The 13,579-nt window shown below is 76.1% G+C and carries 10 protein-coding genes; 2 read left to right on the top strand and 8 right to left on the bottom strand.

What is annotated here, in order from left to right; all coding sequences use genetic code 11:
* Window positions 1-589 precede the first annotated feature (589 nt).
* Genes KJP73_RS08065 through KJP73_RS08055 form a run of 3 tightly spaced genes read right to left on the bottom strand, consistent with a single transcriptional unit; the run spans window position 590 to window position 4,513 of the window.
* Entirely contained in the window at window positions 590-1,528 is a 939-nt protein-coding gene (locus KJP73_RS08065) for a tetratricopeptide repeat protein (RefSeq protein ID WP_213282280.1), read from the bottom strand.
* Between the two features lie 37 nt (window positions 1,529-1,565).
* The gene (locus KJP73_RS08060; protein ID WP_249669212.1) at window positions 1,566-2,606 is read right to left on the bottom strand and encodes a hypothetical protein; all 1,041 of its coding nucleotides are present in this window, start codon (window positions 2,604-2,606) and stop codon (window positions 1,566-1,568) included.
* Entirely contained in the window at window positions 2,603-4,513 is a 1,911-nt protein-coding gene (locus KJP73_RS08055) for a hypothetical protein (protein ID WP_213282279.1), read from the bottom strand. The genes KJP73_RS08060 and KJP73_RS08055 overlap by 4 nt, the downstream gene beginning before the upstream one ends.
* A gap of 220 nt (window positions 4,514-4,733) precedes the next feature.
* Here KJP73_RS08055 and KJP73_RS08050 point away from each other — a divergent pair, with 220 nt between their 5' ends.
* Complete coding sequence (locus KJP73_RS08050) at window positions 4,734-7,025, top strand: hypothetical protein (protein ID WP_213282278.1); 2,292 nt, start codon at window positions 4,734-4,736, stop codon at window positions 7,023-7,025.
* Window positions 7,022-7,465 (top strand): hypothetical protein, encoded by a 444-nt coding sequence (locus tag KJP73_RS08045; protein ID WP_213282277.1) that lies wholly within the window; start codon window positions 7,022-7,024, stop codon window positions 7,463-7,465. Before KJP73_RS08050 ends, KJP73_RS08045 begins: the two co-directional genes overlap by 4 nt.
* 24 nt (window positions 7,466-7,489) lie before the next feature.
* Here KJP73_RS08045 and KJP73_RS08040 read toward each other — a convergent pair whose 3' ends face one another.
* From KJP73_RS08040 to yicI, 5 genes are all read right to left on the bottom strand, one after another.
* Entirely contained in the window at window positions 7,490-8,287 is a 798-nt protein-coding gene (locus KJP73_RS08040) for an alpha/beta fold hydrolase (protein WP_213282276.1), read from the bottom strand.
* Complete coding sequence (locus KJP73_RS08035; protein ID WP_213282275.1) at window positions 8,284-9,114, bottom strand: alpha/beta hydrolase; 831 nt, start codon at window positions 9,112-9,114, stop codon at window positions 8,284-8,286. The genes KJP73_RS08040 and KJP73_RS08035 overlap by 4 nt, the downstream gene beginning before the upstream one ends.
* Before the next feature lie 41 nt (window positions 9,115-9,155).
* A complete protein-coding gene (locus tag KJP73_RS08030) occupies window positions 9,156-9,467 on the bottom strand; it encodes a hypothetical protein (protein WP_213282274.1) in 312 nt (103 codons plus the stop codon).
* Window positions 9,468-9,538: 71 nt separating this feature from the next.
* On the bottom strand, window positions 9,539-10,993 hold the full coding sequence (locus tag KJP73_RS08025) for a glycoside hydrolase family 1 protein (RefSeq protein ID WP_213282273.1): 1,455 nt from the start codon (window positions 10,991-10,993) through the stop codon (window positions 9,539-9,541).
* 297 nt (window positions 10,994-11,290) lie between these two features.
* Complete coding sequence (gene yicI / locus KJP73_RS08020) at window positions 11,291-13,564, bottom strand: alpha-xylosidase (RefSeq protein ID WP_213282272.1); 2,274 nt, start codon at window positions 13,562-13,564, stop codon at window positions 11,291-11,293.
* Window positions 13,565-13,579 lie beyond the last annotated feature (15 nt).

Here is a 13,579-nt window from a genome sequence, read left to right as displayed (position 1 = left end):
CCACCCCGAATGAGGCGACCACCCGAGCCGATGAACCATCTTGGCATCAACTACTTGGCACACTGTTGAGTTCTCAAAGAACAGACGCGCATCCCCCACTCACCCTTGCGGGCTCCTGGCCGGAGGCAACCGTTCAAACTTATCCGATCTTCGTCATCCGGTCAAGTCCGTTCGGACCGTTCCATCTGAGATGATCGATCCTCGGCACGTTCGTCAGCGGGCGCATGTGTCCCGTCGAGGCCGTACCAAGGGGGTGGTCCCCCGCGGGACCAGCCACCGGGGTGATCCCTGGTGTCTGTTCCTCCCTGTCGGGGCGACGTCGTAGAACATTACGCACCCGCCGTCGGGACCGTCAACTCGGGTGGGCCGTGACCCCGGTCACCCGCATGATCACGCGGATCTGGCCCCATCGGGGGCGCTCAGAGGGCCGGTCGGACCTGCTCGCCGACGTGCGGGACGGGCGCCGGCGGGCGTGGACCGGGCCGCCGGACGACGGAGGCCCGGCCGACCAGGACGGTCGACCGGGCCTCGCGGACCTCCGCGCCCAGCGCGGCGGGCTCGCCGTGTCAGTGCCGGCGACGCAGCTTCGTCAGTACAGGGCGCTGGCGAGCGCGCGCCGAGCAGCAGCCACGCGCGGGTCGTCGCTCCCGACGACGTCGAACAGCTCGACCAGCCGCAGGCGCACCCGCTCCCGCTCGGGCCCGGAGGTCGAGCGCACCGTGTCCACCAGCCGGGCGAACGCGTCCTCGACCTGCCCGCCCAGCACGTCCACGTCGGCGACCGCGAGCTGCGCGTCGACGTCCGCCGGGTCGTCGGCCGCCGCCTTCCGCACCGCAGCCAGGTCGGCGTCGTGGGTCCGGGACAGGAGCCCCACCTGAGCGAGGCCGGCTCGCGCCATGTCGTCGCGGGGGTTCTCCCGGAGCGCCTGCTCGTACGCGGCCGCCGCCGCGGGCAGGTCGTCGCGCTCGATCGCGTCGTACGCCTCCTGGTGCAGCGGGGGCAGCGGCGGCTCCTCGGGCTCGGCCGGCACGGGAGCGGCGTCGCGCGGCTCCACGGTCCCGGTGATGCCGTTCGCCGCGGCCGCCTCGAGCACCTGGTCGAGCACGCCGCGGAGCTGGTCCGCCGGCGGGGCGCCCTGGAACAGCGGCAGCGGCTGGCCGGCGATGACGGCGATCACCGCGGGCACCGACTGCGTCTGGAAGGCGGCCGCGATCTGCGGGTTGGCCTCGGAGTCGATCCTCGCGAGCAGCAGCCTGCCCCCGTACTGGTCCACCACGGCGCCCATGTCCCGTGCGAGGTCGATGCTCGTCTCGCTCCACGACGCCCAGAGCAGGACGACGACGGGGTGCTGGGTCGAGGACTGCACCAGGGCGGGGAAGCCCTCGGTGTCGACGTCGACCGCGTAGGGCCCCGGTGCGGGCAGGCCGCCCGGGGTGCCGGGGGCCGGCGTGGCGGGACGCCCGAGACCGGACAGGTCGACCGCGCCGCGCACGTCGAGGCGCGGCTGGGGGGCCGGGTTCTGGCTCATGCTGCTCTGCTCCTGCTGTCGCGTGGTGTCGAGGATGTCACTGACCGGAGACTGCCGTGCGGGCGTGCTCGGCGGCCAGGACCTGGATGGGCGTGGTGGCCCCCGCCGGCGGCACGTACATCGCGACGACGTCGGTCCACGTCCGGACCAGGTTGCTGGTCACGCTGGGCTTCCCCGCGAGCGCCGCGTCGAAGGGGTCGTTGAGCGTGATGCTGCCCTGGCTCAGGGTCACCGTGGTGACCGTGCTGAGCTGCCCGACGACGATCGCTCCCCCGTCGGCGGTTCGCAGCGCCGTCACCTGGCCGTCGACCGGCGTGACCGTCTCGGCGACGGTCGCCACCGCCTGCAGGCTCGCCGCGGTCTGGTTGCGGGCCTCCGTCAGCGCGGTCCGGAAGAAGTCCGCCGGGAACGTCGCCGCGTAGCCCGAGGCGTCCCCGTTGGTGAGCACGTCCGCGTACTGGGCGAGGGCCTCGGCCGGCGGGACGACCAGGGACGTGTCGTCGGGTGCGACGGGCTCGCTCCCCACGGTCGGGTCGGCGGTCGCGGGCATCTGCACCGAGGGGCCGAGCCGCGCCCAGCTCCAGAGGCGGTAGGGGTCTCGCGGCCCGTTCTGCTGGAGGACCAGCAGCAGCGGCGCCTGCAGGTCGTCGGGCTGGACGGTGACGACCATCTGCGTGCGGGGCCAGGTGTCGGTGTCCGGGACGATCGTCGTCTGCGCGGACATCGGCAGCGACACGGGCGGGCGCTGCCCCGCGGTGGCGCTCGCCCGGACGTACTCCGCGGTGCGGATGGCCAGGGCGGGACCGCTGAGCCGGGCGGGCAGGCCCGCGGGGTCCAGCGCGGCGTCCCCGGCGGCCAGCACCTCGCCGACCTGCGTCAGCACGTCGGTGGACTGCGCGACCGTGAGGGCGGGCGGCGGGACCGCGGGGACCGCATCGGGCCGCGGCTCCGGGACGGGCTGGGCGCACGCGCCCAGCCCGAGGAGCGCGACGGCGGCCAGCGCGGTGCCGGCGAGGCGGCGGCGGGCCGAGCGGCGGACGCCGGCCCTGGCCGCGGGGTTCGTGGTGCGTGCGGTCATCGGCCCTCCTCCGTCCCCTGTGCGTCGTCCTGCGGTCGTGCGGTCCCGTGGTCGCCCTCGCCCTGGCCGGTACCACCGGCGGCGTCGGCGGGGAACCCCCACATCCGTCGCCACGCATCGGCGCGCTGGGCGCGGGACGCGGCGTCGTCCTCGGGGTCGGCGTCGCGTGGGCCTTCCGCCCCCGCGGCGCCCTGCGGAGTCGCGGCCGGTCGGGTGGCGGGAGCGGGGACCGAGGGCGCGGCGCCCGGCCGTGGGGTGGGTGCGGTGGGCGAGGCGGGTGCGGTGGGCGCTGCGGACGAAGCGCGCGCGCCCGGCGACGCGGGCGGGGCGCCGGGGACCGGAGTCCACGCCGAGGCGGGGGTCGCCTCGCCCGGGGCCGCGTCCTGCTGTGCCCCGCCCTCGGCGCGGCCCCGACGCCACGGCAGCCGGGCGGCGAGCCCGCGCGGCTTGTCGTCGTCCACCGGAGCGGGTGCCGCGGTGGGTGCAGGGGCGGAGCCGGCTCCGTCCGTCGCGGCCGGCGTGGTCGCGGCCGGCGTGGTCGCGGCCGGAACGGCAGCCGCAGGTGCCGGCGCGGTGGGTGCGCTCGTCACCTGTCCCCCGGCGGGGCTGCCCGGGGCCGCACCCGCGCCGGGGCGGGTGGACGTGGCGGAGCCGGTGGACGTGGCGGAGCCGGTGGACGTGGCGGAGCCGGCGGCGGGAGCCACGGTCGCGCCAGCAGGTGCGCTCGGGCCCGACGGGCGGGCGAGAGCGGAAGCAGCAGCGCTCGGGCCGCCGGCCTCCGGTGCCGCGCTCGGCGCTCCGGGTGTCGGCGTGGCGCCGGACGGGCGCGAGGCCGCAGCGCCGTCGGCCGGCCCGGCGGACGCGGTCTGCGCGTCGGCTGCGGGAGGCTCGGTGGCGGCGGGAGGCTCGGTGGCGGCGGGCTGTGCGGCCGCCGGGACGGAGCCCGTCACCGTGGGGATCGCTCCGGTGACGACCGGGATCGCGCCGGTCGGCGTGCGGCGCCCGCGTCGTCCGGCGGCTGCCGCCGCGGCGGCCTCGGCCTCGCGGATCTGCCGGCGGGTGAGCGGCGTGCCGTCGGGGGCGACGGTCGCGACCGGGATGGCGCCGGTGACGGTGCTCGTCGCGCCCGAGGACGGACCGGTGCCGGACGTCCCCGAGGCGGAGGCACCGGCGGCGGGGACCGCGGCGATCTGCCCGGTGGCCACCGAGTGCCACCCGGCGTCGGGGCCCTCGCGGCGCTCGCGCAGGATCCGCACGAGCAGGATCGCGGCGACGGCCAGCAGGAGGACGCCCAGCGCGACGCCCGGCCACAGCCACGGCGTGGTGACGGTCTGCGGCCAGGAGAGGTCGAGGGTGGGAGCGGTGTCGCCCAGGCTCACGGCGACGAGCGACCAGCGGCCCTCGGTCACCGGCCACTCGAGCGTCGCGGAGCCGTCGCCGGACACCTCCGCCACCCACATGTCCGAGCCGGTCGGGTCGGCGGCCTGCACCGGCGCCTCCTCGGCCCCTGCGCTCGCGCTCGGGGACGGGGTGGGCGCGGGGGTGGCCGCGGCAGACCCGGACGGCTCCGGCGCGGGCTGCTCCACCGCGGTGGTCGCGAGCGTGTGCCAGTCGGACAGGCCGGTCACGCGGACGTAGGGGTCGGTCCCGACCCACCCGGTGACGTCGGTGTCGCGGCCGACGGCGAGCACGACGGGCGAGCCCTCCGCACGGACGGTCACCGTCACCGGGTCGCCGGCGAGCTCGAGCACGCCCGGGTCGGTGACGAGGGTGCGGGCATCGCCCCCGGGGGCTGCGGTCGCGACCAGGGGGTCGTCGGCACGCCAGGCCGTGGCCGACGCGATGCCGAGCCCGATGGCGGCGATGCCGAGCACCCCGAGGAGGGCGGCGATCAGTCGCTGGAGCACGCGGTTTCCTCTCGAACGTGACGTCCCAGGATAGGCGTGCCACCTGTGGGCCGGCGCAAGTCGGGCCCCCGCGGCCCCTCACGGCGGCTGCGGGACGACCGGTGCCCGGTGCCGGGATCGTCCCGATACCCTGGGCGGCGGACGCGGGCCGACCGACGCCCTGAGCCTCCCGCCCGGAGGCCGTCCCCACAAGCGCACGCGCGCCCGCAGGAGGAACTTCGTGGCAGAGGACCGTACGCCCTTCCCGGTGGTCAACTTCCGTGGCTACGACCGCGCACCCGTCGACGCACGGATGGACGAGCTGGAGCGGGCGCTGAACGACGCCCGCAGCCAGGTGTCCTCGCTGGACGAGCGCGTGCTGCAGATCTCCGGCGAGCTGTCCGAGGCGCACCGCCAGCTGCGGGAGGCCGAGCGGCCCACGTACTCGGGCCTCGGTTCGCGGATCGAGATGCTGCTGCGGTCGGCCGAGGAGCAGTCCTCCGACGTCGTGCAGCAGGCCAACGCGCAGGCGTCCGACGCCCTCGCGCGGGCGCGGCTCGCCGCGGGGCAGCTCCGGGCCCGGGCCGAGAACGAGGTCGCTGAGATGCTCGCGACCGCCCGCCGCGAGGCCACCGAGGAGCGGTCGACGGCCCACACCGAGGCCGAGAGCGTGCTGACCGGCGCCCAGCGCCGCGCGGAGGAGCTGGTCGGGTCCGCCGAGCGCGAGGCCGCCCGCATCCAGGCCGCGATCCAGACCGAGGAGAGCGAGCGCCGCGCGACGCTGGAGCGGGAGCTGGGCACGCTGCGGGCGACCGTGGAGCGCGAGACGACGGAGCTGCGGATCAGCACCGAGCAGGCGGCCGAGGAGCTGCGCACGCGCACCGAGGCCGAGACCACCGCGATGCGCGCCGACGCCGAGCGCTACGACCAGGACCTGCGCCAGCGGGCGGACGCGGACACCACCGCGCTGCGCCAGCGCGTGACCTCCGAGCTCGCAGAGCTGCGCACCGAGGCCGAGCGGTGGGCCGCGATACAGCGGTCCGTCGCCGCCACGGAGATCGCCGAGGCGCGGCAGGCCGCCGGCGACGAGATCACGTCCCTGCGGGCGGAGGCGCAGTCCCACGCGGACGCCGTGCGGTCCGCCGCCGAGCGCGCCGCCGCCGAGCTGCAGCAGCGGGCCGTCGCCGAGACGACCGCGCTGCGCGCCGAGGCCGAGCAGTACTCCGGCTTCGTCCGGGCGAGCGCCGACCGGGAGACCGGCGAGCTCCGCGCGGCCGTCGCGGACGAGATCGCAGCCGCCCGCCAGGAGGCGGAGCAGGCGATCACCGCGCAGCGCGTCGAGGCCGAGCAGTACTCGGCCGACCTGCGGGCGACCGCTGAGCGCGAGACCACGGAGCTGCGGGAGCGGACCCAGCACGAGACCAGCCACCTGCGGGCCCTCGTGGAGCGGGAGACGACCGAGCTGCGGGAGCGCACGGAGCGGGAGACCGCCGACCTCCGGGAGCGCACGGACCGCGAGGTCGCGGAGCTGCGCGAGGCCACCCGCCTCGACGTCGAGCGGCAGGTCACCGAGGCGTCCCGCACGGCGGACGAGCTGCGGGCGCAGGCGCGCACCGAGTCCGAGGCCCTGCTCGCCCAGGCCCGCCAGGCGCTGGCGGACGCCGAGCTGTCCATCGCCGCCCAGCGCGAGGCGGCCGAGCGCGCGGACGCCGAGCGGCACGCCGTCGCGCGCGCCGAGACGGAGAAGCTGGTCGCGGACGCCGAGGCGCACGCCGCCGACGCGGAGCAGCGCGTCGCGAAGGCGCTCGAGCAGGCGGAGAAGATCCGCGTCGACTCCCAGGAGCACGCCAAGGAGCTGCTGTCGAACGCCCGGCAGAACGCCGACCGCGTCGTCGCCGAGGCCCGCGAGCACGCCGAGAAGACGCTGTCGGAGTCGATGTCCGAGGCCGAGCGCGAGCGCACCACCGCGCAGCGTCAGGTCGAGGACCTCAACCGTCAGCGGGAGTCGATCACGTCGTACCTGGACGAGCTGCGCAACCTGCTCGGCCACGACCCGGTCCCCAGCAGGAAGACGCTGGAGCGGGCGGACCAGGCGCAGGCGCAGTTCGAGCAGAAGCAGGCGCGCCCCGCCGCACGCCCCGCCCGCGGTGCCAAGGGCCGGCCGGCGCCGGTCTCCGCCGCTGCCCCCGCTCCTGCCCCCGAGGCGGAGCCGGCCCAGGGCGCGAAGGACGCGGGCGACGCGAAGCCGGGGACCGACGAGGCGGCTGCGGGCGAGGCGCCCGCCGACGCGCAGACCCCGGCCCCCGCGGGCGCCCAGCCGACGGGTGACCAGCCCGCGGTGACGCCGGCCGAGGACGCCGACGCCACCCCGGCCGACGCACCCGCGGGCGCGTCGGTCGCAGGCACGCCGGCCGCGGGCACGCCGGCCGAGGGCACGCCGGCCGAGGGCACGCCGGCCGAGGGCTCCGCGGCCCAGGGCTCCGCAGCGGAGGGCGGAGCGGACGAGGTCGCCACGGCGCCGGCCGACAAGTGAGCGACCCCGCCCCCGACGCCGGCGCCGACTGGCGGTCCCGCCGCCGGGAGGCCGCCGACGCGCACGAGGCGGCCCTGCGCGCGCGCCGGCAGGCGGAGTCCGCGAAGGCCCGTGAGCTGATCGCCCGGTTCGTCGCGGACGCCACCGCGCGGGGCGTGGCGCCGGTGCCGCTGCACGCGCAGGGGTACGGCGGCCGGGGCCGGTACCGCACGCCGCTGCAGGGTTGGTACCTGCGCCGCGACCAGACGGTCGCGGTGGGGACGGACGGCGGCTTCTACGTGCTGACCGTCCCGCCGTCCCTGGCCGCGCGGCTGCGGGGGGTCAGCCCGGAGCCGCAGGACCCGCCGCTCGTGCTGGGCGCCGGCGGCAAGGACGGCGAGTCCCTGGACCTGCCGGTCGCGCTGGCCCGCGCGCTCGGGGACGACGCCGCACCGCGCTGAGTCGGTCGCGGGTTCGGAGCAGGCTCAGGCGCGGGCGCGCGTCATCAGGTCGCCGAGCGCCGCGGCCACCCGGGCCGGCGCCTCCACAGCGGTCAGGTGCCCGGCGTCCGGGACCACCACGGGCTGCACGCCGAGGGCGTCCGCCATCCGCTGCGCCTCCGCGACGGGCGTCGGCACGTCCTCCTCGCCGACCAGCACCAGCCCGGGCCCGGGGAACCGCTCCAGGACGGCCGTGCGGTCCGGGCGGGCGGCCATCGCGCGCTGCGACCAGCCGACGCCGGACGGGGGCTGCGCCCCGATCCAGGCCTCCAGGCGCCCGACGAGCTCGGGCCGCTCGCGCGACGCCCCTCCCAGCAGGCCGGTCGCCATCGGGAGCACCTCGTCGACGGTGCCCGCGTCCTCGACCACACCGGCCACGCGCAGGCGGTTCGCCCGCGCCTCGTCGGTGTCCTCGATCGACTTCGTGTCCAGCAGGCCGAGGCCGGCGACGATCTCGGGGTGCCGCTCGGCGAGCGCCAGGGCGACGTACCCGCCCATCGACAGCCCGGCGACGACCGCCCGGTGGTGCCCGGCCTGGGCGAGGGCGGCGGCGACGGCGTCGGCGGACGCCTCGAGCGCGGGCTCGGGCAGCGGGACGCCCTGGGCCGCCCCGAGCCCGGGCAGGTCGAGCGCGAGGACCGGCAGCCCCGCCGGGAGCAGGGCGGCGACGTCCGCCCACATGCGGGAGTCGAGCGGGAAGGCGTGCAGCAGCACGAGCGGCACGCCGGTGCCCGGCCGCAGCGCGTGCAGGACCGCGGTGGCGTGCGGCCGGTGGTGCGTCATGCGTCCTCCTCCGCGGACCCGGCGAAGCCGGTGTCCTCCTGCGACCGCGGCACCGGCGGCGGGTCCGCCTGCTCGCTCGGCCCGTCCCACGTGGTCGGCAGCGGCACCGCGACGTCGGGCCGCACGTGCCGCACGATCTCGTCCAGCACCCGGCGCACGTACGGCTCCCCCACCCAGAGGTGCTTCGCGCCGTCGACGCCGACCACCTCGGCCTGGCGCACGCGGGCGAACCGCTGACGCGCCTCGTCGGGACGCAGGTAGTCGTCGTGCTCCGGGACCAGCACGACGAGCGGCTTGCCGTCGGCGTCCCAGGCGTCGAGGTCCGCGTCGGTGGCCCGGTGCAGCGGCGGCGAGAGCAGGACGGCGCCCTCGACGCTCGGGTCCAGGCCGTGCATCAGGGCCAGCTCGGTGCCGAACGACCAGCCGACCAGCCACGGATGCGGGAGGTCCCGGAACTCCGCGAGCTCGATCGCGGCGTGCACGTCGAACTTCTCCGACCGCCCCTCGTCGAACGCGCCCTGGCTGGTGCCGCGCGGGCTCGACGTGCCGCGGGTGTTGAACCGCAGCACGGCCAGGTCGGCCAGGGCCGGCAGCCGCCAGGCGGCCTTGCGGAGCACGTGCGAGTCCATGTAGCCGCCGTGCGTGGGCAGCGGGTGCAGCGTGACGAGGGTCGCCGCCGGCGTCTTCGGCGTGCCGTCCGGGTGCACCGGGAGGGCGAGCTCGCCGACCAGCGTCAGGCCGTCGGCGGTGTGCAGCTCGACGTCCTCGCGGTGCGCGGGCAGCACGGTGAGGGAGCGGATCGTGGTGGGCGCGGCGTCGGTGGTCATCGCCGTCGAGGGTAGTCCGGACCCCGGCGGGACCCCAGCGGTCAGCGGCGGGTCGGGCGGCGGCGCGCCCGCGCGGACCAGCAGGTGCTGTGCCAGTGCCGGCGGTCGGCGATCGCCGCCTCCGCCCCGAACAGCCCGTCGGACGCCCAGGCGACGACGTGCGGGGTGCCGGGCGCGATCTCCTGGTCGCAGCCGGGGCAGCGGTAGGTGCGCTCCGACCCGGCCACCCGCTGCACCGTCCACGTCCCGTCGGCGGCGTCCTCGGTCGTCCGGCCGCCGCGGACCCGCTCCGTGTCGAGCGGCACGTGCTCCGCGGAGTACGGGCGTTTGCTGGAGCGACGGCTGGACGGCACGCACCGATTCTCCCGGACGCGCCGGAGGGCGGCCACCGACGCGCGGTGACCGCCCTCCGGCGCGTGCAGGATCAGGACAGCGTGACGGCCGTCCCCGCCGGCGCGATGGTGCGCGTGGCGATGAGGTCCCGGTACCAGAGCGCCGAGTCCTTCAGGGTGCGCTCGCACGTGTCGTAGTCGACGCGGACGATGCCGAACCGGCGGTCGTACCCGTACGCCCACTCGAAGTTGTCCATCAGCGACCACACGAAGTACCCGCGCACGTCGGCGCCGGCATCCATCGCGGCACCGACCGCGTCGATGTGGTCGTGCAGGTACTCCACCCGGGGCAGGTCGTGCACCCGGCCGTCGGCCGACACCTCGTCGGCGAACGCCGCACCGTTCTCGGTGACCGCCAGGGGCAGCGAGGGGTAGCGCTCGTGCAGCGAGACCAGCAGCTCCGTGAGGCCGGCGGGCTCGATGTTCCAGCCCATCGCGGTGTGCGGGCCGGGCTGCGGCAGCCACTCCACGTCGTCGCAGCCGACCCACGGGCTGACCTCGGACGACTTGTGGCCGTCGACGCCCGGGCTGCCGTCCCCGACCACCGGCTCGCCCTGCAGGCGCTGGACCCGGCCCGTCGAGTAGTAGTTGACGCCCAGCAGGTCGATCGGCTGGCGGATCAGCTCCAGGTCGCCGTCCTGCACGAAGGACCAGTCGCTGACCGCGGCGGTCTGCGCGAACACCTGCTCCGGGTAGCGGCCCTCGAGCAGCGGCTGCAGGAACACCTCGTTGGCCACGGTGTCGACCTGCTGCTTCGCGGCGACGTCCTCCGGGGCGTCCGACGCCGCGCGGGTGACGTGCAGGTTCAGGGTGATGGACACCTGCGCGGAGTCGCCGAGCACGTCCCGGACGGCCCGGGCCGCGAGCCCGTGGGCGAGGTTGAGGTGGTGCACCGCCGCGAGCGACGCGGCCTGGTCGGTGCGGCCGGGCGCGTGCACGCCGGAGGCGTAGCCCAGGTACGCCGAGCACCACGGCTCGTTGAGCGTGGTCCACACGGTGACCTTGTCGCCCAGCGCCTCGGCCATGCGGCGGGCGTAGTCGGCGAACCGGTAGGCGGTCTCGCGGTTGGTCCAGCCTCCCGCGTCCTCCAGGGCCTGCGGGAGGTCCCAGTGGTACAGCGTCACGACCGGGGCGATGCCGGCCTCGACCAGGCGGTCGACCAGGTCGACGTAGAAGTCGATGCCCTCCTGGTTGAACTCCCCCGAGCCCGTGGGCTGCACGCGCGGCCAGGCGATCGAGAGGCGGTACGCCTGCAGGCCGAGGCCCTGCATGAGGGCGACGTCCTCGGGCACGCGGTGGTAGTGGTCGGCAGCGACCGCGCCGGTGTCGCCGTTGAGCACGGCGCCGGGCTTCGCGGAGAACGTGTCCCAGATGGACGGGCCGCGGCCTCCCTCGGTCGCGGCACCCTCGATCTGGTACGAGGCGGTGGCCGACCCCCACAGGAAGTCGGCGGGGAACTGGCGTCCGGACGGACGGGACGTGGTCATGGGGTTCCTCGGGGCTGTCGGTGGGACGGGACGACACTGTCGAATCGATACGATACACGAGCGTGGAAGCGCTCCCGCACGCGGTTCCGGCTACGCGCCGGACTGCGGCCGCACCCCACACTGCCCGGGCTCCGCCGAGATCGCACTCCTCGCCTGACGACCGGGTGGCGGTCGCAGGCCGGGAGTGCGATCTCGGTGAGGGCGGCGGGCGCGGGCGCGGTGCGGCGGCGGCGGGCGCAGCAGCGTGCGAGCGGCGCGCGCGGCGGCGGCGCAGCAGCGCGGGTCAGGCAGCGCGGGTCAGGCCGGGAGCGTCAGCTCCGCCGTGGCGCCCTCCGCGGCGACCGGGGCGCCCAGCCCGTCCGCGACCGACCACGCCGCGGGCACCGCGCCGCTCGCCTCGACCAGGACGGTGCTGCCCGCGCGGGTCACGTGGAACACCGCGTCACCGCGAGCGCCCGCGACCGTCACGACGCGCTCGTCGCCGTCGCCCAGGCCGAACACCCGCAGCGTGACGCCCTCCGCGTGGTCGTAGTCCGGCCGGTCGGTCCGCGCGCCGACCGGGAGCACCGTCCCGGGCCGCACGAGCAGCGGCAGCGAGTCGAACCCGTGGGTCTGCGTGTACCAGCGCGGGCCGGACAGCGTGGACCCGTCGAGCAGCGACGTCCACTCCCCCTCGGGCACGTAGACCTCGACCGTGCCGTCCGCCGAGAACACCGGCGCCACCAGCAGCGACCCGCCCAGCATGTACTGGGTGTCGACCGTCGCGGCGCCCGGCTCGTCCGGGAACTCCACGACCATCGGCCGCATCGCGGGCAGCCCGTCGGTGTGCGCCTCGCGTCCGACCGCCGACAGGTACGGCATGAGCGACAGCTTCAGCTCGGTGAACCGGCGCGTGACGTCCACGGACTCCTCGTCGAACGCCCACGGCACCCGGTACGACGACGACCCGTGCAGCCGCGAGTGCGACGAGAGCAGGCCGAACGCGAGCCACCGCTTGAACACGGCGGCGTCGGGCGTGCCCTCGAACCCGCCGATGTCGTGCGACCAGAACCCGAACCCCGACGACGCGAGCGACAGCCCGCCGCGCAGGGACTCGGCCATCGAGACGAACGTGGACTCGCAGTCGCCGCCCCAGTGCACGGGGAACTGCTGGCCGCCGGCGGTCGCGGAGCGCGCGAACAGCACGGCCTCGCCCTCGCCGCGGACCTCCTCCAGCAGCTCGAAGACCGCCTTGTTGTACAGGTGCGTGTAGTAGTTGTGCATCCGCTCGGGGTCGGAGCCGTCGTGCCACACGACGTCGGTGGGGATCCGCTCGCCGAAGTCGGTCTTGAACGCGTCGACCCCCATGTCCAGCAGCTCGCGGAGCTTGCCCTGGTACCAGGCGGTGGCGTCGGGGTTCGTGAAGTCGACGAGCGCCATGCCCGCCTGCCACAGGTCCCACTGCCACACCGAGCCGTCCGCGCGCTTCACGAGGTAGCCGAGCTCGCGGCCCTCCTCGAACAGGTGCGAGCGCTGCGCGATGTACGGGTTGATCCACACGCACACCTGCAGGCCGCGGTCGTGCAGCCGGGCGAGCATGCCCTTCGGGTCCGGGAACGTCGCCGGGTCCCAGACGAAGTCGCACCAGTGGAACCGGCGCATCCAGAAGCAGTCGAAGTGGAAGACCGACAGCGGCAGCCCCCGGTCGGCCATGCCGTCGATGAACGACATGACCGTGTCCTCGTCGTAGTCCGTCGTGAACGACGTGGACAGCCACAGCCCGTAGGACCAGTCCGGCACGCGCGCCGGCCGGCCGGTCAGCGCGGTGTAGCGGCGCAGCACGTCCTTCGGCGTCGGGCCGGCGATGACGAGGTACCGCAGCCGCTCCCCCTCGACGCTGAACTGCGTCCGGGACACGACCTCGGACCCGATCTCGAACGACACGTGTCCGGGGTGGTCGACGAACACGCCGTACCCGGCGTCGGTCAGGTAGAACGGCACGCTCTTGTACGCCTGCTCGGAGGCGGTGCCGCCGTCGGCGTTCCAGACCTCGACCGTCTGGCCGTTCTTGACGAACGGCGTGAACCGCTCGCCCAGCCCGTACACGTGGTCGGCGACGCCGAGCCCCAGCTGCTCGCGCACGAAGTGCCGGCCCTCGGCGTCGGTGACGACCCCGACGCCGCGGGACGTCGCCCCGGTGACGTGCCGGCCGTCGACCTCGACGTCCAGCGCCCACTCCCCCGACGTCGCGACGCGGGCGGTGAGGTTGCCGGTGGTGAGCGTCGCCCGCGGGTCCTCGGCCGTCGGCCCGGTGACGGTCACGTCGGGGCGGGTGCCCGCGAGCGCGAACGCCGGCCCGGGGTCGACCCCGCCGCGGTGGTGCTCGATGGTCACGCCGAGCACCCCCTCGGCCGGGGAGTCGAGCGTGAACGTGATCAGGGGGCTGTTCAGGGTGTCGCCGCGCGTCTCGAGGCGGCCGGTGCCCGCGTAGGCGGTCAGGGACCGCTCGCCGACCACGACCTCGTCGACCGCACGCGGCCGCAGGACCGTGACGCCGGGCAGGTTCTGCCAGTAGCCGTCGGTGAACTTCATGTGGTGGTACCCGTC

The organism is Cellulomonas hominis (assembly GCF_901521055.1).
Taxonomy (GTDB): Bacteria; Actinomycetota; Actinomycetes; order Actinomycetales; family Cellulomonadaceae; genus Cellulomonas; species Cellulomonas endometrii.
This window is presented reverse-complemented; position numbering and strand designations above follow the sequence as displayed.

What these genes read in the sequence shown, in the direction of transcription:
- KJP73_RS08060 (WP_249669212.1), bottom strand. Translation starts at nt 2,606, where the DNA reads ATGACCGCACGCACCACGAACCCCGCGGCCAGGGCCGGCGTCCGCCGC.
- KJP73_RS08025 (WP_213282273.1), bottom strand. Translation starts at nt 10,993, where the DNA reads ATGACCACGTCCCGTCCGTCCGGACGCCAGTTCCCCGCCGACTTCCTG.
- KJP73_RS08035 (WP_213282275.1), bottom strand. Translation starts at nt 9,114, where the DNA reads ATGACCACCGACGCCGCGCCCACCACGATCCGCTCCCTCACCGTGCTG.
- KJP73_RS08040 (WP_213282276.1), bottom strand. Translation starts at nt 8,287, where the DNA reads ATGACGCACCACCGGCCGCACGCCACCGCGGTCCTGCACGCGCTGCGG.
- KJP73_RS08065 (WP_213282280.1), bottom strand. Translation starts at nt 1,528, where the DNA reads ATGAGCCAGAACCCGGCCCCCCAGCCGCGCCTCGACGTGCGCGGCGCG.
- yicI (WP_213282272.1), bottom strand. Translation starts at nt 13,564, where the DNA reads ATGAAGTTCACCGACGGCTACTGGCAGAACCTGCCCGGCGTCACGGTC.